This is a genomic window from Streptomyces sp. NPDC001851, from assembly GCF_040297165.1.
Lineage (GTDB): Bacteria > Actinomycetota > Actinomycetes > Streptomycetales > Streptomycetaceae > Streptomyces.
Genome location: NZ_JBEOYR010000101.1, coordinates 1 through 1,062 on the forward strand (window position 1 = coordinate 1; position 1,062 = coordinate 1,062).

Consider the following 1,062-nt stretch of genomic DNA (forward strand, 5'->3'; position numbering starts at 1 on the left):
GGTTTTCGGGCTGGGCGGCGAATGCGCCAAATAAACCAGATCGGCCTTGGCGGCTTGCGCGAAGGCCGGCGGAGCGTCGCCGGTCGCCGCCAGATCGATGCTGCCGACGTTCAACCCTTCCAACATCTGTGGGCCGGCGGGGAATTCTATCCAGCGAACCTTGATACCCTGCGGCTCCAGGGTTTTTTCCAGCGTACCGCGGTATTTCAGCAGCGCAAAAATGTTGGCTTTCTGGTAACCGATGGTGATTTGCTGCGGTTTCTCCTGCGCGCCGGCCGGCAGGCTAAACAGGCCGAGCAGCAGGGCGGCGATCAGCGGCGTTGTGAGTTTTCTCATCATGATCTTCCGATAGGCGAAGTGAACGGTAGCGATGACGCGCTGGGCGTAACGCCATGAAACGGCATTTAAATTTTCCTGCGGCGGGATAAGGGCGATGATAATGAGCGGCGCAGTGGCGTGTAAAGCGCCCGCTTATGCTGAATAATGCCTTGCTTAGCCATAAATGAGCTTAATCGGGAGAGGGTGAGCTCGACGCTACGCCGCGTCACGCTCACGCGAACGCGCCAGCAACAGCGGAACCAACAGATACAGGGCGGCGGCCAACGCCCAGACCAGGCCGGGCCAGACATCGCGCGTGGCGGCGTACAGCGCCGTCGCGACCAGCGGCCCCGCGACGCCGATCAGGCTGCCCATGCTGGCCAGCGTCCCTTGCAGCTCGCCCTGATGATCGTCGTCCACCTTGTGCGCCATCAACGCCTGCAGCGCCGGCAGCGCCATACCGCCCGCGGCGAAGAACGGCAGCAGCGCAAAGGGCGCCCAGCCGCGGGTGGCGATCGATAACAGCACCAGACCCAGCGCGTCGGCCGCCAGGCCGATCAGCAGTGCCTTGCGCTCGCCGAGGCGTGCGACCAGCGGGCCGATGGCGAAGGCCTGCGACAGCGCGTGGCAGGCGCCGTAACCGGCCAGCGACAGGCCCGCCACCATCATGCTCCAGCCGAAACGATCCTGACCGTATAAAATCCACAGCGTGGCCGGCGCCTGTGAAACCAGCGCCATGATCAG

At 63.9% G+C, this 1,062-nt stretch carries 2 pseudogenes; both read right to left on the reverse strand.

Annotated elements, in window-relative coordinates:
* Window positions 1-339: pseudogene (locus ABT171_RS41765) on the reverse strand (hypothetical protein); the annotation flags it as partial.
* 195 nt (window positions 340-534) lie between these two features.
* Window positions 535-1,062 (reverse strand): annotated as a pseudogene (tet(41), locus tag ABT171_RS41770) (tetracycline efflux MFS transporter Tet(41)); the annotation flags it as partial.